This is a genomic window from Paenibacillus harenae DSM 16969 (assembly GCF_000422465.1).
Classification (GTDB): Bacteria; Bacillota; Bacilli; order Paenibacillales; family Paenibacillaceae; genus Pristimantibacillus; species Pristimantibacillus harenae.
In genome coordinates this window covers 172,114-197,326 of record NZ_AULV01000015.1, presented here as the reverse complement: position 1 = coordinate 197,326, position 25,213 = coordinate 172,114, and the positions used below count along the sequence as shown (strand labels likewise).

At 56.0% G+C, this 25,213-nt stretch carries 17 protein-coding genes; all 17 read left to right on the top strand.

The genetic code is table 11. The features are described 5' to 3' along the window. Nucleotides 1-5: 5 nt before the first annotated feature. Nucleotides 6-2,438, top strand: a complete 2,433-nt coding sequence (locus tag H581_RS0103725; protein ID WP_028608852.1) for an alpha-mannosidase — start codon at nt 6-8, stop codon at nt 2,436-2,438. After that, a complete protein-coding gene (locus H581_RS0103720) occupies nt 2,438-3,112 on the top strand; it encodes a class II aldolase/adducin family protein (RefSeq protein WP_245599896.1) in 675 nt (224 codons plus the stop codon). Before H581_RS0103725 ends, H581_RS0103720 begins: the two co-directional genes overlap by 1 nt. Further along, nucleotides 3,109-4,434: a four-carbon acid sugar kinase family protein gene (locus H581_RS0103715; protein WP_028608850.1), complete on the top strand. Its 1,326-nt coding sequence runs from the start codon at nt 3,109-3,111 to the stop codon at nt 4,432-4,434. The genes H581_RS0103720 and H581_RS0103715 overlap by 4 nt, the downstream gene beginning before the upstream one ends. Nucleotide 4,435: 1 nt before the next feature. Next, complete coding sequence (locus H581_RS0103710) at nt 4,436-5,068, top strand: D-sedoheptulose-7-phosphate isomerase (RefSeq protein WP_028608849.1); 633 nt, start codon at nt 4,436-4,438, stop codon at nt 5,066-5,068. Next, nucleotides 5,065-6,045: an ROK family protein gene (locus H581_RS0103705; RefSeq protein ID WP_028608848.1), complete on the top strand. Its 981-nt coding sequence runs from the start codon at nt 5,065-5,067 to the stop codon at nt 6,043-6,045. The genes H581_RS0103710 and H581_RS0103705 overlap by 4 nt, the downstream gene beginning before the upstream one ends. A gap of 16 nt (nt 6,046-6,061) precedes the next feature. After that, nucleotides 6,062-8,209, top strand: a complete 2,148-nt coding sequence (locus H581_RS36225) for a Sip1-related alpha-galactosidase (protein WP_051250418.1) — start codon at nt 6,062-6,064, stop codon at nt 8,207-8,209. 39 nt (nt 8,210-8,248) lie between these two features. Then, nucleotides 8,249-11,446: an FAD-dependent oxidoreductase gene (locus H581_RS0103695; RefSeq protein WP_028608847.1), complete on the top strand. Its 3,198-nt coding sequence runs from the start codon at nt 8,249-8,251 to the stop codon at nt 11,444-11,446. Nucleotides 11,447-11,461: 15 nt separating this feature from the next. Continuing rightward, nucleotides 11,462-13,369 (top strand): beta-N-acetylhexosaminidase, encoded by a 1,908-nt coding sequence (locus tag H581_RS0103690; protein ID WP_245599895.1) that lies wholly within the window; start codon nt 11,462-11,464, stop codon nt 13,367-13,369. Nucleotides 13,370-13,385: 16 nt separating this feature from the next. Next, entirely contained in the window at nt 13,386-14,870 is a 1,485-nt protein-coding gene (locus H581_RS0103685) for an FGGY-family carbohydrate kinase (protein ID WP_028608845.1), read from the top strand. Between the two features lie 240 nt (nt 14,871-15,110). After that, the gene (locus tag H581_RS0103680) at nt 15,111-16,913 is read left to right on the top strand and encodes an ABC transporter substrate-binding protein (protein ID WP_028608844.1); all 1,803 of its coding nucleotides are present in this window, start codon (nt 15,111-15,113) and stop codon (nt 16,911-16,913) included. 141 nt (nt 16,914-17,054) lie between these two features. Then, nucleotides 17,055-17,387: an ArsR/SmtB family transcription factor gene (locus H581_RS0103675; protein WP_211231441.1), complete on the top strand. Its 333-nt coding sequence runs from the start codon at nt 17,055-17,057 to the stop codon at nt 17,385-17,387. A 104-nt stretch (nt 17,388-17,491) separates the two neighbouring features. Continuing rightward, nucleotides 17,492-18,604 (top strand): NADH:flavin oxidoreductase, encoded by a 1,113-nt coding sequence (locus tag H581_RS0103670; RefSeq protein WP_028608842.1) that lies wholly within the window; start codon nt 17,492-17,494, stop codon nt 18,602-18,604. Between the two features lie 160 nt (nt 18,605-18,764). Next, a complete protein-coding gene (locus H581_RS0103665; RefSeq protein WP_156889491.1) occupies nt 18,765-18,923 on the top strand; it encodes a hypothetical protein in 159 nt (52 codons plus the stop codon). Nucleotides 18,924-19,125: 202 nt separating this feature from the next. Continuing rightward, the gene (locus H581_RS0103660) at nt 19,126-20,172 is read left to right on the top strand and encodes a LacI family DNA-binding transcriptional regulator (RefSeq protein WP_028608840.1); all 1,047 of its coding nucleotides are present in this window, start codon (nt 19,126-19,128) and stop codon (nt 20,170-20,172) included. A gap of 311 nt (nt 20,173-20,483) precedes the next feature. After that, nucleotides 20,484-23,297 carry a beta-galactosidase gene (locus H581_RS32905; protein WP_051250417.1) on the top strand — a complete coding sequence of 938 codons (2,814 nt, stop codon included), beginning with the start codon at nt 20,484-20,486 and terminating at the stop codon, nt 23,295-23,297. A 121-nt stretch (nt 23,298-23,418) separates the two neighbouring features. After that, a complete protein-coding gene (locus H581_RS0103650; protein WP_245599908.1) occupies nt 23,419-24,288 on the top strand; it encodes an ABC transporter permease in 870 nt (289 codons plus the stop codon). Between the two features lie 13 nt (nt 24,289-24,301). Further along, a complete protein-coding gene (locus H581_RS0103645) occupies nt 24,302-25,213 on the top strand; it encodes a carbohydrate ABC transporter permease (protein WP_028608838.1) in 912 nt (303 codons plus the stop codon).

Genomic DNA, 25,213 nt, shown 5'->3' with positions numbered 1-25,213 from the left:
GAACAATGAAGGATAAGCAGCTATATATGATCGGCAACGCGCATTTGGATCCCGTCTGGCTATGGCAGTGGCAGGAAGGCTTTCAGGAGACGAAAGCGACTTTCCGCTCCGCGCTGGACCGGATGGGCGAATCGGAGGATTTTATATTTACGTCGAGCTCGGCGGCTATGTATGAGTGGGTGGAAAATAACGACCCCGGCATGTTCGAGGAAATCAAGCAGCGCGTAAAGGAAGGCCGCTGGCACATTGTCGGCGGCTGGTGGATTCAACCGGACTGCAACATTCCGAGCGGGGAATCGTTCGTCCGCCAAGGCTTGTACGGACAGCGCTATTTCAAGGAAAAGCTGGGCGTAACGGCCAAGGTCGGCTATAACGTGGACAGCTTCGGCCATAACTCGATGCTGCCGCAGATATTGAAGAAAAGCGGCATGGACTACTACATCATGATGAGGCCGATGCCGAACGAGAAGGCGCTGCCCGGAAGGCTGTTCTGGTGGCAATCCGACGACGGCTCGAAGGTGCTTACGTTCCGGATCATGTATGAGTATTTGTCATGGGGCAAGGATCTGGAGAAGCACGTGAGAAGATGCCTCGGCGAGTTCAAGGAGCCGGTCAACGATCTGATGCTGTTCTACGGCGTGGGCAATCACGGCGGCGGACCGACGAAGGAGAACATCTCCAGCATCCGCAGGCTGAACGGCGAGCCGGATCTGCCGAAGCTCGTATTCGCCACGCCTGACCGGTATTTTCACGACATGGAGAACAAGGGCCTGGAATTCCCGGTTGTGCACGATGATCTTCAGCATCACGCGAGCGGCTGTTACGCCGCGCATTCCGGGGTGAAGCAGTGGAACCGCCAAGCGGAGAATAAACTGGCAGCCGCGGAGAAATATTCGGCGCTCGCCTCGTGGGTGACCGGTCAGCCTTATCCGAAGGAATTCGACCGCGCCTGGAAAAACGTGCTGTTCAACCAATTCCACGACATCTTGGCGGGCACAAGCCTGGAGCCGGCATATCAGGATGCGGCTTATCTGTACGGGGAAGCGATGGCGATTGCCGACCGTTCCTTGAACTACGCCGTCCAATCGATCTCGTGGAACATCGGCATCGAGCAGGATGAGCGGACGACGCCGATCGTCGTATTCAACCCGCATGCGTGGCAAAGCCGCGTCAACGTGGAGCTTGAAGTTGGCGGCATCAAGCCGAGCGCGGTGCTGCTGGATGATCAGGGCAATGCCATACCGTTCCAGACGGTGAAGTCGCAGGCGGCCGCAAGAGGCCGTTTCCGCTTAAGCATCATGGCCGATCTGCCTTCGATGGGCTACCGGGTATATAAGCTGCTGAAGGAATCGGATTCGGTGAAGGCGGTGGGCGAGCCGGTCAAGGCAGGCGACCATACGCTTGAGAACAGCCGCTTCCGGCTGAAATTTGATCCGGCTACCGGCTGTATCAAGAGCCTGTATGACAAAAAAGCGGAGCATGAGGTTTTCAAAGGCGAGGGCGCCCGTCCTGTCGTGCTGGAGGATACTTCGGACACCTGGAGCCATGATGTGCTTCATTTCAATAAAGCGGTCGGAAGCTTCCGCGCGAAGAAGGTTCACCGCGTCGAGCACGGGCCAGTGAAATCCGTCATCCGCGTTGTGAGCGAATACGGCAGCTCGAAGCTGATTCAGGATTTTGCCATGTACCCGGATAAGGATCAGATCGACGTGCAGGTGACCGTAGATTGGCGCGAAGAATTCAAGATGCTGAAGCTGGTATTCCCGATGAACGTCGTGTTCAGCAAGCAAACCTATGAGATCCCATACGGCACGATCGAGCGCGAACATAACGGCGAGGAAGAGCCGGGGCAGAGCTGGGTCGATTTTACAGGGCTGATTCCGGACAAAAACACGATCCACGGATTGAGCTTAATGAACGACGCGAAATACAGCTACAGCATTCATAACAAGGAGCTGGCGCTTACCGTGCTGCGCAGCCCGATTTACGCGCATCATGTTCCTTACGAGCCGGATCCGGACGGTCATTATTCGTTCATCGATCAAGGCATCCAGCGCTTCCAATATACGCTGCTGCCGCATGAAGGCACATGGGAGGACGCGGGGGTTGTCAGATGCGCCGCTGAAATCAACTGCAAGCCGACGGCGATCATCGAGTCGTACCATGAAGGGAAGCTGCCGCAATCGGATTCTTATGTGAACGTAGACAAGGACAATATCGTCATCAGCGCGATCAAGAAGGCGGAGGATAACGATGATCTGATCATCCGCTGCTACGAGACGTCCAAGAAAGCGACGACAGCTGAAATTCAGCTTCCGAAATGGGCGCGGTCGGTTCGGGCTTCATTCAAGCCTTCGGAAATCAAAACGTTCCGGATTCCGAGAAACGCGGATTTGCCGGTTAAAGAAACGAATATGCTCGAATGGGATGAGTCTTAATGATGAAGCCGAATCCGGAACAAGCGTTGTGGATGCAGCTGCGGGACACCGGCAGGTACATGCAAGGCAACGGTCTGGCATGGGGGAATGCAGGCAATATAAGCGCGCGGGTGGATGAGGATAACTATTTGATTACGGCAAGCGGGACGGACATGGGCGAGCTCGCCGAGAACGACTTCGCCCTTTGCTCCGTCGCAAGCGGAAGCGCCGTTCAGCCGGGCGGGCCTAAGCCGTCCAAGGAGGTGCCGATGCACCAGGCGGTCTACGAGCTTCGTCCGGAGATCAATGCCGTGCTGCACGCGTCGCCCTTCTACAGCACGATGGCGGCTTGCAGCGGCGAGCCGATTCCGGCGGATTGGTTCGTGGAAGCGATGTATTATTTGGAGAAAGTGGAGCGCGTTCCTTATTGCCACCCGGGCTCTCGCGAGCTCGGCGATGCGGTGAAGGCAAAGGTGAGCTCGGCGAACATTCTGCTGCTTCAGAACCACGGCGTGCTTGTGTACGACACCAGCTTGCGTGAGGCAAGAATGGCGCTGCATACGCTGGAAATGGTGTGCAGAATGATGGCGGCGGCGGGGAGTGCGGGGACGGAGATGCGTCCGCTCCCGCAGCCGACGGTCGCCAGCTTCCTGAATGAATCCGGCTACCGCCCGAGAAGGAAGTGGAGCGAATGATCGGCGTTGTTGCAGATGATATAACCGGAGCGGGCGATATCGGCATCATGTTTGCCAAAGCCCGATTGGAGACGCACGTCTACCCGCTGCAGGACTGGGAGGATTCGGGGCGCGCGGGCGCGCGCCCCGATGTGCTTATTATAGACACAAACTCCAGGCTGAATCGTCCGGAGGACGCCTACGAGAAGGTGTTTAGGGCGACAAAAGCTTTGCTCGGGGCGGGCTGCGGCACCTTTTACAACAAAACCTGCTCCGTGTTCAGGGGGAACATCGGTGCGGAGTTCGATGCGATGCTGGATGCGCTGGGCGCCTCTTTCGCCCTTGTCGCGCTCGGTTTCCCGAAGACGGGAAGAACGACGCTGGGGGGCATTCATTATGTTCGCGGCACAAGGCTGGAGGAATCGGAGTTCCGGCATGATCCGGTGCATCCCATGACCCGTTCGGATCTGGTGCAGATTCTGCAGGCGCAGACCAGCCGCAAAGTGGACCGCGTGGACATTCGTACGGTAGACGCGGGAAGCGAGCGGCTTCGCGAGGAAATCGCGCGGAAGAAGAAGGACTGCTGCTACTTGATCGTCGATGTTCGCGATCAAGCGTCGCTGCGCATCATTGCCGAAGCGGCAAAGGATGAGCCCGTGCTGTGCGGAAGCTCTGCGCTGGCGGAGGAATTAGCGTTGCTGGACAGATACGCTTCCTCTTCAACTCGTAGCGCAGGACAAGAGGAGAACGCTGTTACGCAACTGCCGGCAGAGCAAGCAAAGCGCTGCAATGTGCTGTGCGTCGCCGGGAGCTTAATGCCGCAAACCGCGGCCCAGACGCAATATATCCGGGAGAAGGGCATCCGCTCGGCGGAGCTGGATTCCCTGCTGCTGATCGATCCTCAGCTTAGCGGCGGGCATATGCGCATGGTTGCTTCTTACGCCGTGCAGCAGCTGGAAGCGGGGGAAGACGTCCTCGTCTACGCCTCCAACCAGAAGGAGAAGGTAGCGGAAACGAAACGGCGGGCGCTTCAGCAAGGGATGGACAACACGGAAGTCTCGCGGATCGTTTCGGATGCGCTCTCGGAAGTGGTTAAGGACATTTGCGGGAGAACCGGCCAGCGGCAGATCGTCGTGGCAGGCGGTGAAACCTCGGCGGCCGTCTGCGGCAAATTAGGCATCACAGGCTTTCGGATTTGGAAGGAGATCGAGCCCGGCCTGCCATCCTGCGAATCGCTTGAGCCGAGGCGCCGGTTATTTGTGCTTAAATCCGGCAGCTTCGGCGGCGAGGATTTTCTCTGGAAGGCTATAGAACACCTAAAAGCAGAAGGAGGGCGGACTTAAGATGAGTCATGCGCTTGAGAGATTAATTCTGAAATATCCGGAGCTGGAAAGCTGCCGCCCGGAGATAATGAAAGCATTTGAAGTGTTGAAATCTGCTTATGAGCAAGAAGGAAAGCTGCTGCTGGCCGGCAACGGCGGCAGCGCAGCCGATTGCGAGCATGTGGTCGGAGAGCTGATGAAAGGTTTTATGTCGAAGCGTCCGCTGCCCCAGGCAGCCAGAGAGAAGCTGCTTATCCACGGCGAGGAAGAGGGCGCTTATTTGGCGGACCATCTGCAGGGCGCGCTGCCGGCCATCTCGCTGGTCAGCCATTCCGCTCTCATGACGGCATTCATAAACGACGTGGCCGCCGATATGGTCTTCGCCCAGCAGGTGTACGGCTATGGACGGAAAGAGGATGCGCTTGCCGTATTCAGCACTTCCGGCAATTCTGCTAACGTCGTTCATGCCGTTCAAGTCGCGAAGTCGCTCGGCATGAAGACGATCGGCTTGACGGGCCGGAGCGGCGGCCGGCTCTATTCGTTATGCGATGTGACGATTCGCGTGCCCTTCGAGTCGACTCCCGATATCCAGGAGCGTCATCTGCCGGTTTATCATACGCTCTGCATCATGCTGGAGGAGGCATTCTTCGGATGACGATGCTGCTTGGCGGTGTAGATATCGGGGGGACCAAATGCGCGGTCGTCATCGGCAAGGAATCCGGAAATCAGATTGAAATATTGGCAAAGCGCAGCTTTCCGACTCCGGACAGTCCGCAGGAGACGATCGAAGCCTTATGCTCCGCCATGGAGCAATTAATGCTGGAGCATCATATTCCTGCTCTACAGGCCATTGGGATCAGCTGCGGCGGCCCGCTGGACAGCGCGGCGGGGCTTATCCTGTCGCCTCCGAATCTTCCGGGCTGGGACCGCATCGATGCGGTGACGCCCCTGAAGGAGCGCTTCGGCGTGCCGGTCGGTCTGCAGAACGATGCCAACGCCTGCGCTCTCGCCGAATGGAAGTGGGGAGCCGGAAAGGGAACCCGGAACATGATATTCCTGACCTTCGGAACGGGGATGGGAGCCGGACTGATCCTGGACGGCCGCTTGTATTCGGGAACGAACGACATGGCAGGCGAGGTCGGGCATATCCGGCTGGATCCGGACGGGCCGGAGGGCTATGGAAAGCCGGGCTCGTTCGAAGGTTATTGCAGCGGCGGAGGCATAGCGAAGCTGGCCCGTTCGATGGCGCGGCAATGGCTTCAGGAAGGACGTACAACCCTGCTCGGCGAGAATCCGGAGCAGCTGGAGCGGATTACCGCAAAGCTTGTAGGCGAGGCCGCGGGCGCAGGCGATGAGCTTGCCTTGGAAGTCATGAGGACGGTAGGCAGGCAGCTTGGCAGAGGTCTGTCGGTATTGGTCGATGTGCTGAATCCGGAGCGGATTGTCATCGGCAGCATCTATGCGCGCCAGCAAGCGCTGCTGGAGCCGTATATGCTGGAGCGGCTGCATGCCGAAGCATTGGCTCTATCGCTCAAGGCTTGCGCCGTTGTGCCGGCGGGGCTGGGCGAGCAGGTAGGCGATGCGGCGAGTCTGTCGGTCGCGCAATACGCGCTGTCTCGAGAACAAGAATAAGGGAGGCGAGGCCATTATGTTTATTTATAACGATTCATCTTCCCCGGCTATATTCGATGGCGAGCGCGCCGTCCTAAGCGGCTTCAACCTTACGGCTGCGCTGGACAGCGGAGAGAAGCGGCTTGACTTTATTTCCCTGGAGCAGAGGCAGGATGCCGACGGCTTGGGCGATTACCGGGAATACGCGCGCTTGTATCAGGATCGGGCGGAGCAGCCGGAGGTCGTCGTCAAGCTGAAGCTTCGCTTCTACAGCCGGTTCGTTCTAGCCTTCGTCGAAGGGGAAATCATCAGCGAGAACGATTTTGGGAATCACCGGGCTTTCGCCCCTGACAACGGGATTACCCTAAAGCTGGGCAAGCCGGAGCGGATCGAAGGCCTGCTGGCGAACTACCAGCATAAGGATTGGTGGACGCGTCCCCATTTCGACACGGATCTCAAGACGCTGCCAAGCCGGACGCTGTCGCTGTTATGGCGGACGGACGCGGCCTATTACCACTTGCTCCCGGTGTGCGGTCCCCAATACCGGACGGATCTCGAGGGCGGCAAGTCGGATGAAGAGGCTTTATCCGTTCGTATCTCTTCCCATCAAGGCGGTCTGACGCGGTGCGACACGTTAGCTTTTATCATCAGCTCCGGAGACGATCCGTATGAGCTGGCGGAAAATAACACGGAAACGGCGCTCCGCCAGCTTGGCTATCCCGTGCTCCCGCGCAGAAGGAAAGCTTACCCGGAAACATTGGATTATTTGGGCTGGTGCAGCTGGGATGCATTCTATCATCAGGTGGATGAGGAAGGGCTCCTCGCGAAGGCAAGTGAATTGCATCAAAGCGGTTTGCCGGTGAAATGGGTCATGATCGATGACGGATGGTCGGAAATCGTCGACCGCCAGCTGCAGGCCTTCGATGCGGATCCGGTCAAGTTCCCTCAAGGTCTCGCGAATACGGTTACCGCCTTGAAGGAGCGGTACGGAATCAACCGGGTTGGCGTCTGGCATACAATCGCCGGATATTGGAACGGGATACATCCGGAGAGCAAGCTTGCGGCGGAGTACGCCGATTATTTGTTCACGACGAACCGGGGCAATGTGATTCCTTATCCGGATGCGGCGAAGGGCTTCGGCTTCTGGCATGCGTGGCATGGCTATTTGAAGCGTCAAGGCGTCGATTTCGTGAAGGTGGACAGCCAGAGCGCCGTGAACAACTTCCTCCGCCACCACCGTCCGGTCGGCGCATCGGCAGCGGCAGCGCATACGGCGCTGGAAGCATCGGTTTCGTTGCATTTCGACAATACCATTATTAACTGCATGGGAATGTCATCGGAGAACATTTGGCACAGGCCCGTATCCGCCGTCTCCCGCAACAGCGACGACTTCGTCCCTCAGGAGAGGAACGGCTTCAAGGAGCATGCCCTGCAGAATGCGTACAACTCGTATTTTCACGGGCCTTTCTATTGGGGCGACTGGGATATGTTCTGGACAAAAAATCACGACGATGTCCAAAATGCGGTTCTGCGCGCGATCAGCGGAGGGCCGGTCTACTTCAGCGACGCCCTCGGCAAGACGGACCCCGCGAAGCTGTGGCCGCTCATCTATAAGGACGGCAGGGTCATCCGCTGCGACCGGACGGCGAATCCGACGCCGGATTGCTTAACCGCGCCTCCTGCCGCCGCACCGCTCAAGCTATGGAATACGTCGGCGGGAGCGGGCATCGTTGCGGCCTTCCATATCGGCGAGGGGACCGCGGCCGTGAAAGGAACGGTCTCGGCGGCGGATGTGCCGGGGCTTGCAGCCGGACCGGCGCTTCTGTACGATTTCTTCGGGCGGACCGTCCGGACGCTTCAAGCGGAGGAGAAGGCGGAGTTCGAGCTTCAGGAGGAGCAGTGCAAGCTGTATGTGCTAATTCCGGTAACCGGCGGCGTGACGCCGATCGGCCTTACGGACAAATATATAACGTCCCATGCCGTACGGGAGCATCGGACAACGGACGGAACAACGGTTGTGAAGCTGATCGAAGGCGGCGCTTTTGCCTTTGTTTCCGAACGCAAGCCTTCCTTCGTGCGGGTGAACGGAGCGTTAGCTCTATGTGAAGAGAAGGCGGGCGGTTTCTACGAGATAGATTGCGGCGCCATCGCCGGAGAGATCACAATTGAAATCGTCCAAGCGTAAGCTTGGGCGTTTTCCGCGTAATGGAGGGAGATTCGCCAAATGAATGCAATGCTTAAGGGTGGGGATAAAATGAATGGTATATTGCCGGCGGACAGTCTGCCTGTTCTTTATGAGGCCGACGCTGCTGTGATTGGAGGCTCCTTCGCCGGAATTGCTTGCGCGGTCCGGCTGGCGAAGCAGGGGATGAAAGTCGTCGTCCTCGAGCAGAGGACCTATCTTGGCCGTGAAATGACCGCTACGCTCCGGCCATGGCTTGCGCTTCCTGCCGGACTGGACATGGATCGGCTGCCTGCTCCGGTCCGCCAAGTCCTTAAGGATCAGGCGGTGGGAAATGGCGCGGCAACCGACCGCTATATTCCGCTGCATCCCGACAGGCTGAAGCGCAGTCTGGAGGATTTGCTTACCGACAATCAAATCGATTTGCTGTACGCGACGCTTCCGATCGCAATCCTTCGCGAGTCCGGGCATGCGGCGGGACTGGTCGTTGCCAATAAATCGGGCCGGCAGGCTATTCGTTGTTCTTGGATTATCGATGCGACCGAAACGGCGCTGACAGCCGGCTTATGCGGAGAGGATGTGTCGGCTTACGACGCGGGCGCCGAAGCCGTCTATACGAGGTCATTGGAGTTCACCGGCGTCGGTCCGGCCTTGGAAGAGCTGCTGGAGGTGCCGGAGGATTTCGGCATCTCCCGGCACAAGATCAAGCTTCGTCAAGGCTGCCTGGGGGATGGTCACCGGTTGGCGGAGTTTAGCTTCACGGCTGCCAGCGGCAACCACATCCATGCGGACAGAGACCGCGAGGTGGAGGCGCGGCACCTGGGGCTGCGGCTGGCGTCGTATTTGATCCGGCATGTCCCGGCCTTCCATCAAGCGACGTTCGTCGCTTCGTCGCATGAGCTGCTGGGTCCGTTTCCGGTTGCGGCAGCGAACGCGGCAGACCTTAGAGGCGGGCACGGACTTGACCGTATGGCTGCCTCCTTGTCCGGCGTCTATGCGCTAAGCAAAATGATATTCCGGCATGGCGATACGGCGCTGCTGGATCCGCTGCAAGCCGCTGTTATAGGGGAGCAGCTGGCAGCGGAATTGGGGAAAATGCCTGCGCGCGCCATAGAAACTTCCAGCGGAGAGTATGACGTGCTTCCGGCTTCAAGCATCGGAGCTTCCGGCCTGGATGAGCTGGAGCTTGCCGTTCCGGCTTTGGCCGGAAATGACGGGAACAGGCGAACCATTCGGGTGAAAGCCCAGCCGATCCCCGTGGTAAAGCAAGCGGATGTGGTGGTAGCCGGCGGCGGCACCAGCGGAGCTTGCGCTTCGATTACGGCGGCACAGGAAGGAATGAATACCCTGCTGCTTGACCTCAATCCCGGATTAGGCGGTACGGGCACTTTCGGCGGAGTCGACAGCTATTGGTTCGGCAAGAGAGGCGGCTACGCGGCGAAAATCACGGAGGATGTGCTCTCCGTACAGCGCGAGATCCGTTATAAAGGGCATAAATGGAACATAGAAGCAAAGATGTACGCCCTGCTGAAGCAGGCGGATCGAGCCGGCGTCGAAATGATATTTAACGCGATCACCTTCGGCGCGGTCAAAAACGGGAACCGCGTATGCGGCGCTGTTGCGGCAACGCGATGGGGGGCCTTCGCCTTCACGGGGCAGGCTGTTATCGATGCGACCGGAGACGGGGATATTGCGGCGATGGCCGGCGCGGAGTTTGTGTACGGCTCCGAGAAGGATCATACGGTCATGTGGTATTCGCTTGCCCAGTTTCAGACGCCGGGCAAGCTGCAAAATAATTTTACGAGCATGGTCGACGTATCGAATGTGCTGGACTATACCCGGGCCATTCTCGCAGGCCGCCGCCGCGGGAAGGATTGCCACGACCACGGCATCTATATCGCGACCAGGGAAAGCCGTCATATTATAGGCGATGTCGTGATGAGGCTTACCGATCAGCTGCTTCACCGCCGCTGGCCGGATGTCATCAACATTCATTTCAGCAATCATGACGTGAAGGGCGTCAGCGGCGCCGAATGGGTCAATGTCGGCTTGATTCCGCCGAATCTGGAGATCGAAATCCCTTACCGCATGCTGCTGCCGAGAGGGCTCGACGGTATTCTCGTCGTCGGCAAGGCGATATCGGCGACGCATGACGCCCTGCCTGCGATCCGGATGCAATCCGATCTGGAGAACCTGGGGGCCGCTGCCGCATTGGCTGCGGCGATGGCAGTCAGGACGAAGTCGGTGCCTAGGCGCATCGATGTTCGCGCCATGCAGAAGAGACTTGCTGAGGAGCGGCTCATTCCCGAGTCGGCCTTAACGAGAGAGCTTTCGCCGATTCGCTACAGCGACGGGGAGCTTCGCCAATTAGTCGACAACATCGAGGCGGAGCAGCCGCTTTACGATTATTCCAATATGCGGATGAATGAAATTTACCGCGCGGCGATGCCGTTCGTGGAAATTTGCTCGGCAGGCCCGAGAATGATTCCGTTCGCCGAGCAAGCTTTGGAGCGGGCGGACGGCGTGAAGAAGGTCCGGTTGGCGCAAGCGCTTGCTATGCTCGGCTCCAAGGCCGGCGTTCCCGTTCTAATCGAGGCGATTATGGCCGATCTGGGCGGCGAGGATCTGCCGGTCCGAACCGCCGATATTATGTACGTCCAGCTTCCGCCCGATCACGGGGCGATGCCGGACACCGCTTATCTGCTGTATTCGCTGGCGCAGACGGCGGATCCTCGCTCGATTCCGGTATGGCAGCGGGTGGCCGATTTGCTCCGCCCGAGCGAAGAGGATTTCAAGGATACGTGGAAAGGCGTCTTCTATTACGTCGATGCGGTATGCCGAGGCGCCGAGAGGCTCGGCGACAGGCGGATGATCCCGGTAATCGAGCAGCTTCATGCCATACCTTTGTTCCAGGGGCAGCAATGCTTAACCGGCCCGCAAGCCGATTATTTTCCGGAGCGGCGGTCGATGCTGGAATTAGCGATGGGAAGGGCGCTTGCGAGATGCGGAAGTCCGTCAGGGTACGCTATTCTAATCGGCTATCTCGATGACGTCAGGTCTCTGCTCGGGAAGAATGCTCTGCTAGAGCTGCAGAGATTAAGCGGCAGGAGCTATGGCAAGGAAGCGCAGCGCTGGCGGGAATGGCTGGAAGAGGCGAAGCCTTACGACGTGACGCATCCGCTGAAGCTGCAATTAGATATCGAACGGGACAGCGAATCGCTGCTGCGCCGGATCGAATAAAGAGGTGAGGCTGGAATGATGACGAATCCGATTAAGGTGAGATTGACCGGGGCGGACGATGAGCTGCTTAAGGGAGCCGCGGCAGTTGCCGAGCAGCTGGATGTGGAATTAACCGGGGACGGCGGGATTGAGATCATGGTCGTTCATGCGGAGGGGCCGCTTGAAGCGAGTTTGGCTGACGGAGCCGGCGTTATCCGGTATGACCGGAAAATTCATTTTTTCCGCGCGTTCGGGCTATGGGTGCAGTCGTACCGTTCGCGTTCGGGCCAATCCTTCCGTCAAATCGAGCAACCGAAGTTCGATTCGAACGGCGTTATGATCGATGCCTCGCGTGGCGCCGTCCCTACGGTGGAATCGATTCGCCGCACGCTGCGGATGATGGCCGTCATGGGCTTGAACACGCTTATGCTGTATACGGAGGATACGTTCGCCATAGAAGAGTACCCCTATTTCGGCTATATGAGGGGACGTTACACGCAGGAGGAACTGAAGCTCTGCGACGACTATGCCGATCAGTTCGGCATTGAAATCATTCCATGCATTCAGACGCTTGCCCATCTGACCGAGGCGCTCAAGTGGAACTACGCGGGCGGAATTCGCGATACGGAAGACATTCTGCTTGTCGGCAGCGAGGAAACGTATACGTTCATTGAACGGATGATCCGAGCGGCATCGGCGCCGTTCCGCAGCCGAAAAATCCATATCGGGATGGATGAAGCGCACCGGCTCGGACTGGGCAAATATTTGGAGCGGCACGGGTACCGCCAGCGCTTCGATATCATGAACGAGCATTTGCAGCGGGTCGTCGGCATCGCGGAATCGATGGGTCTCGCGCCGATGATCTGGAGCGACATGTATTTCCGGCTGGGCTCGAAGACAGGCGGTTATTACGATTTGGAAGCGGAAATTCCGGATCAGGTTATAAGCGGCATGCCGCAAAAATTGCAGTTCGTCTACTGGGATTATTACCATGAGGATCCGTCGTTCTACCGCGCGTTCATCCGGAAGCACAAAGCGTTCGGCTCTACGCCTGTATTCGCCGGCGGCATATGGACATGGAACGGAATTGTGCCCAATTACGGCAAAACATGGGTGACGACGAATGCGGCGCTCGGAGCCTGCAAGACCGAGGGCGTGCGCGAGGTTTTCGCCACGATGTGGGGGGACAACGGCGCGGAAACGAGCTTTTTCAGCGGGTTGGCGGGCCTGCAGCTATTTGCGGAGCACGGATATGCGGATGAAGTGGATCAGGCCGCGCTCGGGGAGCGCTTTGGCTTCTGCACGGGCGGCCGGATCGAGGATTTCCTGGCGCTGAGCGGGTTTGACGAAACGCTCGGCATAGCTCCGGGTAACCCGTATGAATCGAATCCGTCCAAGTTCCTGCTGTGGCAGGACGTATTGATCGGTTTGTACGACGATAACGTGAAGGGCTTGCCGATGAGCGGGCACTATTCGCAGCTGGCGAACACGATGAAGCAGGCTGCCGAACGGAACGGGGATTGGAATCGCCTGTTTGAATTTTACGAGCAGCTGGCCTGCGTGCTGAGCGGGAAGAGCGAGCTGGGCATTCGCCTCAAGGCGGCGTATGACCAAGGAGATAAGGATACGCTGCTGCAAATAAACGGCGAACTGGAAAATCTTCTGGAAGGGGCATCCGATCTGCGCAAGCTTCACCGTTCCAATTGGCATACGGAGAATAAGCCGTTCGGATGGGAAGCGATCGATATCCGCTACGGCGGCGTTCTCGCCAGACTGGATACAGCCCGGCAGCGCATCGGCGATTACGCTGCGGGCGTGATCCCCGCGCTGGAAGAGCTGGAAGCGGAACGGCTCTATTACGACGCGCCTTGGGTGATGTCCAAGGGGACGCTGGGGCGCGGCAGGTATGACCGGATTGTGACGGCCGGGGTCTTCTCGGGGTAGATGGAGGTGAGCGAAGGTGATTGTCAGCCTGGATATCGGAACGACCAACATAAAAGCCGGCTTCTATGATGAGAGCGGCAGCTTGCTCGCCGAGGCGCATCGGCCTAATGAAAGCCGAATGCATCCGGACGGGTTTGTTTATTACGAGCCAGAACTGCTGTGGGGACAGATCGCGGCGATGATGATCCAGCTTTCATCCGCCGCTGGAAAGCAATCGGCGGTACATGCGATAGGCATCACCAGCATGGCGGAGAGCGGTCTTCTCGTAGACAGGTCGACGGGCATGCCGAGGTCGCCGATCATCCCGTGGTTCGAGCAGTGCTCGCTCGGGCAGGCGAAGCGCATCGAGGATGAAACCGATGTATTCGAGCAATTCCGGGCTACCGGCCTGCGTCCGTCCTTCAAATACGGGCTGGCCAAATTGCTGTGGCTGAAAAGCCGGGACGAGGAGGCGCATCGCTCCTCCGTATGGCTGTCCGTCTCCTCATACGCCGCCTACCGCTTAACGGGGCATATGGCGGAGGACTATACGCTGGCGGCCAGAACCTATGCTTTCCGCATTACGGATAAGAACTGGGACGTCCCGTTGATCCGGCATTTCGGCTTGGAGGAGAGCTTGTTTCCTCCCGTTATTCCCGCAGGCATACCGGTTGGAACCGTGCCGCCTTCTACCGCGAAAGCGCTGGCGCTTCCCGCAGGCGCCTCCGTGTATCTTGCCGGTCATGATCACGTCTGCGCTTCGCTTGCCGTCGGCAGCGTACATGCCGGAGGGATTTATAACTCCATGGGGACGGCGGAGACGGTCGTCGGAGCTTTTGCCGCCAGAGAATTGACGCAGAATGACTTTTCTTCGGGACTGACGTACAGCTTGCATCCGTTCCCAGACCATTTGTTCTGGATGGGAGGGCATTCGTCCTCGGGAGGCTCCGTGGAATGGCTGAGGGGGCTGATCGGAGACGAGAAGGCCAGCTATGCAAGGATCATGGAGTTGTTGAATGAGGTTCCCCGCGAGCCGGGCGGCATCTTGTTCCTGCCCTATTTGTCCGGCAGCGGGGCTCCTTCCCCGGATCCGTATGCGAAAGCGGCGTTTATCGGCCTGACGGGCCGGCATGGCAAAGGAGATCTCTTAAGGTCGGTGCTCGAGGGCAATGCCTATCAAATAGAAGCGATCCGGAGATGCGCCGAAACGGTGTCCGGCAGCCGGATCGGACGGATGCGCGTCGTAGGAGGAGGCATTCGGAATCATCACTGGCTCCAAATCAAGGCGGATGTTTCCGGCATTACGCTGGAGGTTCCGGACGTTCCGGAGGCGGCCCTCGCGGGCGCGGCAATGACGGCCGGAGTCGGCTCGGGCTTATATGCGTCCTTCGAAGAGGCGGCATCCCTCGCTGCGGTTCGATTGCAGGCCGTATTTACGCCGGATCCGGAGCGTCATTTGGCGTACAGAAAGCTTTATGAAGAGCAGTTTTTAAGGTTTTGCCATACGCTGTCGCAAGTTTGAATTTAGGCTTTTAAATAACTATGAGTTGAAATGCAATTAGCTCTCATCTTGGTGACAAGGCGAGGGCTGTTTGCCGCTATTTCTCCCTATGCGACGTTTTCAAATCAATGCTTTAACGACTTGGCTCAGCGAACAAATCTCCAATAGAATGTGTGCCGTAGTCTCAGAAATCCTAAAATGTTATACTTCAATAATCTACTATGATGCTCTGCATTTTTAGCAACCAAAGGAGAGATCGGCATGCTGGTAGCTGAGCGGTATCTGACTTTATACGACCGTTTCGGAGGCGAAAGCTCGAATGGCGAACCTGTGGAAGCATCGCTGGAGGAACTTGCAGATGCGCTGCACTGCACGCCGAGGAACGCGAAGCTTGTGTTGAAGAAATTGGAGGAAGACGGTCTTGTAACCTGGCAACCGGGCCGCGGTCGTGGTAATCGCTCACACATCTCTTTCAAGGAGCATAAAGAAAGCTTCCTGCTCAACCTGGCTACATCCAAAGCCGCTCAGGGCGATTACCGTACCTCGTTCGAAGTGCTCAGCAGTTATGGTGAAGGGACCGAAGCCAAAATCAAGTTCATCGAATGGTTGAAAGGCAGATTCGGCTATCAGAGGGAAGTGAGAGATCATACCGAATGCGATACGCTCCGTTTTCCCGTCTACCGGAGCGTCCAAACGCTCGATCCTGCTAAAGTGAATTATGCCTTCGATTCAGAGATCATTCGGCAAATCTTCGATCGTCTCGTCACTTATGACGAGAAAGTCAATCGGATAGTTCCCGGAATTGCTCATGCTTGGAACGCGGATTCGAAGGCAATGGAATGGACTTTTCATTTGCGCAAAGGAGTCTTCTTCCATTCAGGGCGTGAACTGACCGCTCCGGATGTGGTCTATACCTTCGAACGGCTTCGCGATCAAAACATGCCGAACCGCTGGATGATGAGAAGGCTTTCGATTGTGGAAGCATTGGGACCGTATACTGTACGTTTTGTTCTCTCGCAACCGAATTGGATTTTTGATCGTTTTTTATGCGCGCCCGCTACTTCCATCTTGCCTCTGGATTTGAACGGACGCAATGAAGAAGACTATTGGCAACTTCCGACGGGTACAGGACCGTTCCAATTGATTTCCTTTTCTCCAAATCGCATTGAGTTAAAGGTCAATACCTCCTTTTATGCGGGAAGACCCTACCTGGATAGCGTCGATATCATCATCATGCCCGAGGATTGCCGACAGATGTCTACAATTGGCATGCCATCCGTGATGAAAACTCATGATGGGGGTAAGTCGGAGCAGGAAGAGAATCCGGAAGAAAAATGGCAAGCCCTCGTCCGATTGTACAATGGCAGCACGATGTTGACATGGAACGGGAATAAACAGGGGTGGACACAGAACGAGACCTTCCGTAAAGCCGTACGGCTCTTGATCGATCCCGCGGCCATGCAAGCTGAACTAGGTGGAGAACGCGTGCTGCCTGCTTATTCTTTACGCCCGGAAGACAGCCTTCAATATGAGCGCATAAACGCAACCGTTCCGGAAATCTATCATGCACTGTCCCAATCCGGTTACGACGGGACCGAGCTTCGGCTTGTCGTACACGAAAAGTATGAACGGGACGGACGATGGATCGCGGCGCGCATGAATAGCTTTGGCATTGCTGTCGACCTGTTTTTGGCGGATTGGTCGCAAGTATTAGATCCTGATGTTATATCCAGCGCCGATTTCACCATCTCAGGCATGATTCTGGCCGAAGATGAAGTCTGCGAGATCGATTTGTATGAGCATGAGGAATACATCACCAGTACGTATCTGGCGCCTTCACTCAAGAGCTGGATTCTTGCGCATATAGACTTGGCTCTGGGCTCCGACAGCGTTCAAGCCCGCAGAAGCTACATGCGGGGTATCGAGACACGGCTCCGGGAAGAGTGCCATATCATTTTTCTGCATCATCGGCAGCTGAATACTTATGTGCATCCTTCGGTTAAAGGCGCTTCATTCAACTCTAACGGCTGGATTGATTTTAAACAAATTTGGCTGGAAAAATGATCAAAAGAAGAATAACCGGCAGCGTCCTTAGATAAGGACGCCGATAGGCGTTTCTGCTTGATCATTTTTTGTCATTCATTTTTCTCATGAGCGGTACTTTGGTATACTGGGAACAAATCAACCAGGAATGGGTGTCGAGTAATGAAAAATGAAGCTATGCTTGCGATGCTGAAGGCTCTGTCTAATGAGACCCGTCTGAACATCCTTTGCTGGCTGCGGGAGCCGGAACAGATGATCGAGAGCCTGCCGAACCCCGTCAATGAAGAGTTTCCGGGCGGTGTATGCGTGGGAACTATTCAGGAAAAATCCGGTCTGGCGCAGTCGGTTATCTCCTCCTATCTGTCCTCCATGCAGAAGGCAGGACTGCTGGAGTCCCGCCGCTATGGCCAATGGACTTACTACAGGCGCAACGAGGAAGCGATCGCCGCCTTTTTGGAGGAACTGGCATCCGGGCTTCAGGCCAAGACGAAGTAACCCCAAAATATTAGCCAAAGGGTTTGCTTGCATTTTTGTCAGTTAATCTATATATTTAGATTTATAGATAAATAACTGTTTTTTATACGGGAGGAGAGAATAAGATGACCCTATCCAAAACAACTGCCCCGCTGTTCAGACCTTTTGAGGGCGGCCGGCTGAAGCTTGACAATCGTATTGTCATGGCTCCGATGACCCGATCCTATTCGCCAAACGGCGTTCCGGGTCCAGACGTGGCCGGTTATTACCGCAGAAGAGCGGAGAACGGCGTCGGCCTTATTATCACCGAAGGTACGGTCATTAACCATCCGGCTTCGGCTGCCGACCATAACGTGCCTCATTTCTACGGGGAGGAAGCGCTGGAAGGATGGGCGCGCGTCGTCCGCGAAGTTCATGAAGCCGGCGGCAAAATCGCTCCGCAGATCTGGCATACCGGCACTGCCCGCGAGAGAAAGAAATTCCCGGATTCGAACGCCGATCCGATCGGGCCTTCCGGCCTCAGCTTGACCGGCGAGCCGGTATCGGAGCCTATGACGGCCCTGGAAATTCGCGGAATCGTGCAGGCTTATGCCCAGGCAGCTGCCGACGCGAAGCGCATCGGCTTTGACGCGGTGGAGATCCACGGCGCGCACGGCTACCTGATCGACCAGTTCTTCTGGGACGTTACCAACAAGCGCACGGATGAATACGGAGGCGACCTGATTGGCCGCACCCGATTCGCGGTGGAGGTTATCGAAGCGGTGCGGGCCGCGGTCGGACCGGATTTCCCGGTTATCTTCCGCTACTCCCAGTGGAAGTCGGTTAATTACGATGCCAAGCTGGCAGCGAATCCGGAGGAGCTGGAGCGCTTCCTCAGCCGGTTGTCTGCGGCAGGCGTCGATATCTTCCATGCCTCCACAAGACGCTTCTGGGAGCCGGAGTTCGAGGGCTCGGACCTTAATCTGGCGGGCTGGACGCGCAAGTTGACCGGCAAGCCGGCTATAACCGTCGGCTCCGTCGGCCTGGACTCCGATGTCACCAGCCTGTTCACCGAGGGCAAGGGCGGGCAGCCTGCAAGCATCGACAGCCTGATCGAGCGTCTGGAGCGCGGAGAGTTCGACCTCGTCGCCGTCGGTCGTGCGCTTCTTAGCGACCCGGCCTGGGCAGCCAAAATCCGCGAAGACCGCTCCGAGGAGCTGAAGCCGTTCACGCGGGAAGCTCTTGCCACGCTAAGCTGATCTAACGAGGAGAACCAGGCAGTGCCGGCTTAACTCCGAAGCCTTATCATATCCAATCCATAAAACGTTTTCCGTCAAAAAAATCGGCTCTGTCTGTGTCATGCAGGCGGAGCCGATTTTTGAATGGATCAACTTCTATCGGATAGGCGAGGTGAAATCAATGAGCAACAATAACGACAATAATGAAAAGGAGCTGGCCTTCTTGCTAAGGGAGCTGGGGATCGTTAATCCTTCTCCGGATCAGCTGAAAAAAGCCTTGAAGGAACTGGCCTCCCGCAAGGTTATCTCGAAATTTTCCATAAAAAGTGATAAAGTTTAGCTTATTGTCGTTTTTTTTGAAATACAAGACCGTATAAGATCAGTACTTATAAATGGTCTTATATTTCACCGCGAAACGGTTGCGTCCTCAGACAAGGACACCGATGGGCGTTTCTGCTTGTATAAAACGACTCGTTTCCAATTTTGATAAAGTCTGTTATTCTACTGAAGGACGCACAATTAGGGGCGAGGAGTGAGCAACAATGAAACCGGTTACTGTATATGATATCGCAAGGGAAGCCAACGTCTCCGTTGCTACGGTATCGCGCGTTATTAACAACACGGCGCCGGTCAAGAAGTCGACGAGGGAAAAGGTGCTGGAGCTCATTCAGAAATATCAGTTTCAGCCGAATGCGCTTGCCAGAAGCTTGTTCAAGAAGGAGACCGGAATGATCGGCGTTATTTTGCCGGATATTACGAATCCGTTCTTCCCTGAGGTGCTGGCGGGACTCGATCAGGAGGCAAGAAGCAAAGGCTACACGTTCTTTCTTTGCGATACGGTATCGACGAACGGCAATTCTTACGAGCAATACGTCCGCGAATCGCAATATTTAAACATTCTCATCGAGAAGCAGGCGGACGGCATCATTATGATCGGCGGCCGGATCAATCTGGCGAGGCCGGGCAGCGACCTGGTGAATGAGGTTGTGGAGGCCGGCAAGCGCGTGCCGCTGCTGCTCATTAACGGTAATCTTCCAGGCGAGGGCCTGACGCGCATTTATGCGGATGAGCGCGAGGGAGCGGAGCTGGCTACGCAGCATCTAATCGACTTGGGACATCGGAACATTGCTTTCGTGGGCGGCTTCAGGAAAATGTCGAATACGCTGCAGCGCATCCAGGGCTTTGTCAGGACGATGGAGAAAAACGGCTTGCAAGCGAGGAAGGAATGGGTGCTCGACGGCGGTTTTTCCGTTGAAACGGGCAAATCATTCTTGAACCGGCTGCTGGATTTGCCCGAGCGTCCGACGGCGATTTTCTGCGCGAACGATCTGGTCGCGATCGGCGTGATGAAAGCGGCGAATAAAGCGGGCCTTCAAGTGCCGCAAGACCTGTCGTTAGTCGGTTTTGACGATATTCCTTATGCCTCCAACAGCATTCCCGAGCTGACGACGGTTTCGTTGAAATGCTATGACGTGGGCCGCGGGGCGGCTGAACTGCTGCATCAGATGATTACGAAGAATAAAGTCGGCAAAAATACGAAAATAAGACCCGAGCTGATTGTCCGGGAGTCCACAGCCCCACCCAAGTAAGAAGGGGAACCGGTAGAGGGGTCATAAATAATGGTTGACAACGCTTTCATTGTTGAATAAAATCAAATTGTCTAAACATTGCGTGTTGGCGGCGAACCAAATGTAACCCGTTTCATGAATGTAATATTTTACCGTATCCGTTATCCCACCATACGGATCTAAGTCCTAAATACACATCAATTTACCGTAAATAAAGCAAATGCTGTTTGCATCGGTCAATGAGTGTATTTATTTTTTTGCCAAAATGTAACGGGTTTCATGAAACGGGTTACAGTATTCGAGCTTATATGTCATTATTCGGAGGTTGCGGCATGAGCATGGAAACAAAACCTATGGCGACAGTGCAATTCGAATCGGATGCAGTACGAATAAACGGGAAGCCTCACATTCTGTTGTGCGCCTCGCTGTTCTATTTCCGGATTCCAAGAGCGGCGTGGAAGGAGCGGATGATTCAGCTTAAAGCGTTCGGCTACAACAGCATCGACGCGTACTTTCCTTGGAACTACCATGAACGGAAGGAAGGGGAATGGGATTTCAGCGGGGAGCGCGACGTTGCGGCCTTCCTGGCAGCGGCGGCGGAGACGGGACTTTGGGTAGTTGCAAGACCCGGCCCCTATATTTGCTCCGAGTGGGACGGAGGGGCGCTGCCGGCCTACCTGCTCGCCAAGGAAGGGATGAAGCTTCGCGATAACGACGAGCAATTTCTGAGCAGCGTCGAAGGCTGGTTTAACCGGATCATGCCGCTTCTGAAGGCGAATCAGGCAGGACAGGGCGGAACGGTAGTTGCCGTTCAGCTCGATAACGAGCTTGACTTCTACGGCTGCGAGGATCCGAAGGGGTATATGGCTGCGCTTCGCGACATGGCGCTGGGTCACGGGATTACCGTTCCGTTATTTGCATGCGCGGGTCAGGGCGGATTGCCGCAAGCCTCGGGACTTACGGACAACGTTGTGCCGACCTGCAACTTCTACCCGGATAACCGGGACCCGGAGTTCGAGGAGAAGGTGCTGCATTACCGGAAGACGACGGCGGAGCTTGGTTATCCGCTGCTTGTAACGGAGACGAACCGGTCGCATTATTTGCTGCGGAGGCTCTTATCCTGCGGAGCCAAGCTGCTGGGCCCTTACCTGCAAGTATCGGGAACGGATTTCGGATTTACGAACGCTACGAACAATTGGGGGAAACCGCTGGCGTTCATGACTTCCGATTATGATTTTGGCGGCATGATCTCGCCGGAGGGTCATATTCGGCAGGAAGCCTATGAAGGACGGCTGCTTGGGAGGCTTATCGGGGCTTACGGCGCTTCGCTTGCGGAATCCGCCCGGGCGGACGCTCCGCCCCAGGCATGGTCTCTAACCGGAGACAGCGCAAGGGTGGCCGGTCCGCATGTCCTGCAGCTGAAGGGAGGCGGGAGCCTCGTGTTCCTGACGAACCTGGACGATCGGGATAAAGTGCTGTCGATTGCTCAGGCCTCACAATCGGAGAACCCGAAGAGCGCTTTTACGCTGAAGGCAGGACGATCCCTTTCGCTTCCATTTCATGTGCCGCTCGGCCATTGGGGACTCGAGGGGATGCTTGAAAGCTCTACCGCCGAGCTTTATATGGCCGAGGCACAGGCAGACGGGGCTGCGTTCGCGCTGCATACCGAAGGCAAAGGCGAAATCGTTTTGCAAATCGGCACGCCGCTTGACGCGAGAACCGAGCATGCGACTGCCGACCTGAAGGGCGAGAGACTCATCATCTCATTTGATGGTGATAGCGATGCAAGATGTACGATCCAGCTTCCAGACGGACGATTGATGAAGCTTTTTATCCACGACCGAATGAAAGCGCTTCATATGGAGGGATTTGACGAGAATGGCGAAGCCCGATTCGGGGAGGCGCTTCGTTATTCGGATCAACCGGAGGAAGCGGCAGCCGAATGGAAGCTTAACCGCTTCGACGCCTCTGCGCCTATACCGGGTCCGGATAGGCGGACCAGACGGGATGACGCGGATTACCTCGAGCGATACGGCATCTACAGAGGCTACGCCTGGTACGAAGCAACCGCTCGAGTCCCGGCAGGCCAAGAGGTGAAAGGACTGTTGGTTCGTCAGGGCAGCGATGTCATATCGCTGTATGCAGGCGGCCAATATGCCGGGACGGTCACGCCTGGAGGCGCAAGCGCCTTCGTGCCGCTCAGCGCCTTCGTGCCGCTCAGCGGCGGCTTAGCCGATGACAGGCTGGTCGCGCGAACGGAAATATGGGGCCATTCGAATTTCGATGACATTCGTCTCCCCGGTCTGCGCCTGAATGCTATGAAAGGGTTAAAAGGGATAGCGGCGGTAACGGAGGTACGCGAGCTCAGCCGGAATTGGAGCGTCTGTCGCGCACCGGATCGGACGCTTAGAATGGAGCTTATTTCTCCAGAGGATGACGGTATGTGGCCCGTTATCGATTTTGGCGGATGGATGACATCGGATCATCCCGCTCTGGAGTATTACCGGAAATCGTTCACGGCATCGGATGAGGCCAGCTCTTGGACATTGCATTTTGAAGGCATTCAGTCACTTGCCAGGCTGTTCGTGGATGGTACGGAAATCGGAGCGGTCAACCCGTTTGATCCATACATCGATCTGTCGCCGTACATTACCGCCGGTCAAAAGGTGCAACTGACCGTATTCCTCGAGAGGGCGCTTGGCCTCCCGGCAGGAAAGGTGCTCTTGTACGAAGGAGTGGAAGCGGGAGGCTGGACGGTGAGCGCCGCCGAGGAAGAGGAACTGCATGAGCATGCCGAGACGATGAGGATGGAAGCGTCGCTGACAGCATTCCCCGTAAGTTTGGAACCGGGAGAGACGGCTTGGCTGCATGCCGCCGCCGTGAATTCGGCATCGGGAGCGGGCTGGCGCGCTAAGGTTGCCGGCACAGGTCTGAAGCTGACCGTGTTTCTGGAGGGGCGGATCGTCGGGCGGTTATGGCTGCCATGCGAATCGGACCGTCCCGTGCTGACGGGCGGCAGTCCGGATTCCTTCTACTTGCCGGGAAGCTGGTATACGGAAGGAAAGGGCAGTATCTCGATTCTCCTGGAATCGGTTGAACGGGGCAAGCCTGGACGGCTGGAATCCATTCAATTCATATCGGTCTAACACTTCATGACAAGGAGGGATGAGGGTGGCAGCCATTGTCGAACGAAAGCTTGAAAGTAAACCGGAGCGAGTCATTTCCGGCAGGAGCAGAAGATTTTGGAACAACAAGACGCTTCTGCTCATGTGTTTGCCGGCTATTGCGTTTTTTATCGTATTCGCCTATTTGCCAATGCCCGGGCTTTATTTAGCCTTCATTAATTACAATTATTCGGACGGTATCTTCAAAAGCGCGTTTGTAGCCTTCGATAATTTTCGTTTTCTCGTTATCAACGGTGATTTGTGGCGGCTTTCCTTTAATACCGTCGCTTATAATCTGGTCTTCATCGTATTAGGGAATGTGCTGCAAATCTTTGTCGCTATTCTGCTCAACGAAATCCGCAAGAAGTGGTTTAAAAAAGTGTCGCAGACGATTATGTTCCTGCCTCATTTTATATCCGCGGTGCTGATCGGTTTGATTGCCTACAATATATTGAGCTACGATTACGGATTTTTGAACGGCGTTCTCCAATCGCTTGGCATGGAACCGGTCAAAGCGTACTCCAACCCGAGCGTCTGGCCGTTCATTATCGTGCTGACTTATTTGTGGCAATCGACGGGCTACGGCTCGATCGTTTATTTTGCAGCGATTATGGGGCTCGACAATGAAATCATTGAAGCGTCGGAAATTGACGGGGCCAATGCCTTCCAGCGCATTATCTACATCATTATCCCTTGGCTGAAACCGACCTTCATTATTCTGATGCTCTTCTCGCTCGGTGGTATTCTGAAGGGGAATTTCGGGCTATTCTTCAACTTGGTAGGCGCCAATAATACCGCGTTATACGCGACAACGGACATTATCGAAACCTATGTGTTCCGCTCGCTGATGACGAATTTCAACTTCTCGCTCGGCAGCGCCGTGAGCCTTTACCAGTCGGTCTTCGGTTTTATCATCGTCATAACGGCGAACTGGCTTGTGAGAAAAGCTTCGCCTGAGAATTCGTTATTCTAGGAGGTGACAACACATGGAAAATACAGGAGAATCCCGCAGTATCCGGACGGATGTGAGCGGTATTGCGGTTAAAGCCATCGGTTATCTTTTTATTTCCGTTTTTGCGCTTTGCTGCCTGCTGCCCTTCCTGCTCATCCTCGGCACCTCGTTTACGGCGGAAGGGGCGATCAAGAAGTTCGGGTTTAATTTCTGGCCGCGCGAATTCAGTACCTTTGCTTATAAAATCGTATTTGAAAATCCGGATCTTATCATCGGTTCTTATATCGTTACCATGGGGATCACGATTGTCGGAACGGCTGCCGGGCTGTTCATTGTCGCCATGACCGGCTACGCGCTCCAGCGCCCGGATTTCGGTTACCGCAACGGCATTTCGTTCTTCATTTACTTCACTACTCTGTTCTCCGGCGGGCTTGTGCCGTTCTACCTGCTGATGACACAGTATTTGAGCCTAAAGGACAATTATTTGGCGGTATTGCTGCCGGGCTTGCTCAGTCCTTTTCTCATCATTATGATGAAAAGCTTCGTTCGCTCCATCCCGCATGCGATTACCGAATCCGCCAAAATTGACGGCGCAGGCGACTTCACGATCTTCATGAGGCTCATTCTCCCGATGACGACGCCTGCGCTTGCGACAATCGGACTGTTCATCGCACTTGGGTATTGGAACGAATGGTATAACTCGATGCTGTTCCTTTCCCCGGATATGGACTACCGGCCGCTGCAGCTGTTCTTGTATAACGTCGTAACCAGCGCCGATTTTGTCCGCAATTCCGCGGCCGCCTCAAACGTGGAGCTGAGAGACGTGCCGCTCGAATCGATGAAGATGGCCACAGCGGTTGTCGCCACAGGACCGGTCATTCTCTTCTACCCATTCGTGCAGCGGTATTTCATTAAGGGAATTACGGTGGGTGCCGTCAAAGGCTGA